Source organism: Paraclostridium tenue (genome assembly GCF_039521565.1).
GTDB classification, from domain to species: domain Bacteria; phylum Bacillota; class Clostridia; order Peptostreptococcales; family Peptostreptococcaceae; genus Paraclostridium; species Paraclostridium tenue.
This window is the reverse complement of the sequence record NZ_BAAACP010000057.1, coordinates 1-636: the sequence shown is the minus strand read 5'-3', so window position 1 is coordinate 636 and position 636 is coordinate 1. Positions and strand designations below refer to the sequence as shown.

The window sequence follows — 636 nt, the reverse complement described above, 5'->3', positions numbered from 1 at the left end:
AACTGATGGAAAATTAAAATTAGCTAAGAAAGCTAAAGAATTAGGATTAGATGCTATACATGATACAGTTCATGAAATGTGTAAAGATGAAGCTAGACATGGTAAAGCATTCTTAGGGTTATTAAATAGACATTTTGGAAAATAATATAAGAAGTACTATATAATTTCCCTTATTATAAATTAAAAATATGAAAAATTTTGAAATTTATGGTTTAATATAGTAATATAGGGTTAATATATAAGAGTAAGGTTAAATGTTAAATTAATAAAGAAATTAATAAAGAGTTTATATAAATATAGGAGGATTTTAATATGAAAAAGTTTGTTTGTACAATATGTGGATATATACATGAAGGAGAAATGCCACCAGAAGTGTGCCCTATATGTAAAGCACCAGCTAGTAAGTTTGAGGAAATGAAAGGTGAAATGACTTGGGCAGATGAGCATAGAATAGGAGTAGCACAAGGGGTAGACCCAGAGATAATAGAAGGATTAAGAGCTAACTTCACAGGAGAATGTACAGAAGTAGGAATGTACTTAGCAATGAGTCGTCAAGCAGATAGAGAAGGATATCCAGAAGTAGCAGAAGCTTATAAGAGAATAGCATTTGAAGAAGCAGAACATGCAGCAAAATTT

Annotated in this window: 1 protein-coding gene and 1 pseudogene; both read left to right on the top strand. The window is 30.2% G+C overall.

Annotated elements, in window-relative coordinates; genetic code table 11:
- Positions 1-145 (top strand): annotated as a pseudogene (locus ABFX13_RS14620) (NADH peroxidase); the annotation flags it as partial.
- A gap of 167 nt (positions 146-312) precedes the next feature.
- On the top strand, positions 313-636 hold a 324-nt coding region (locus ABFX13_RS14615; RefSeq protein WP_346047239.1), incomplete at its 3' end, for a rubredoxin-like domain-containing protein.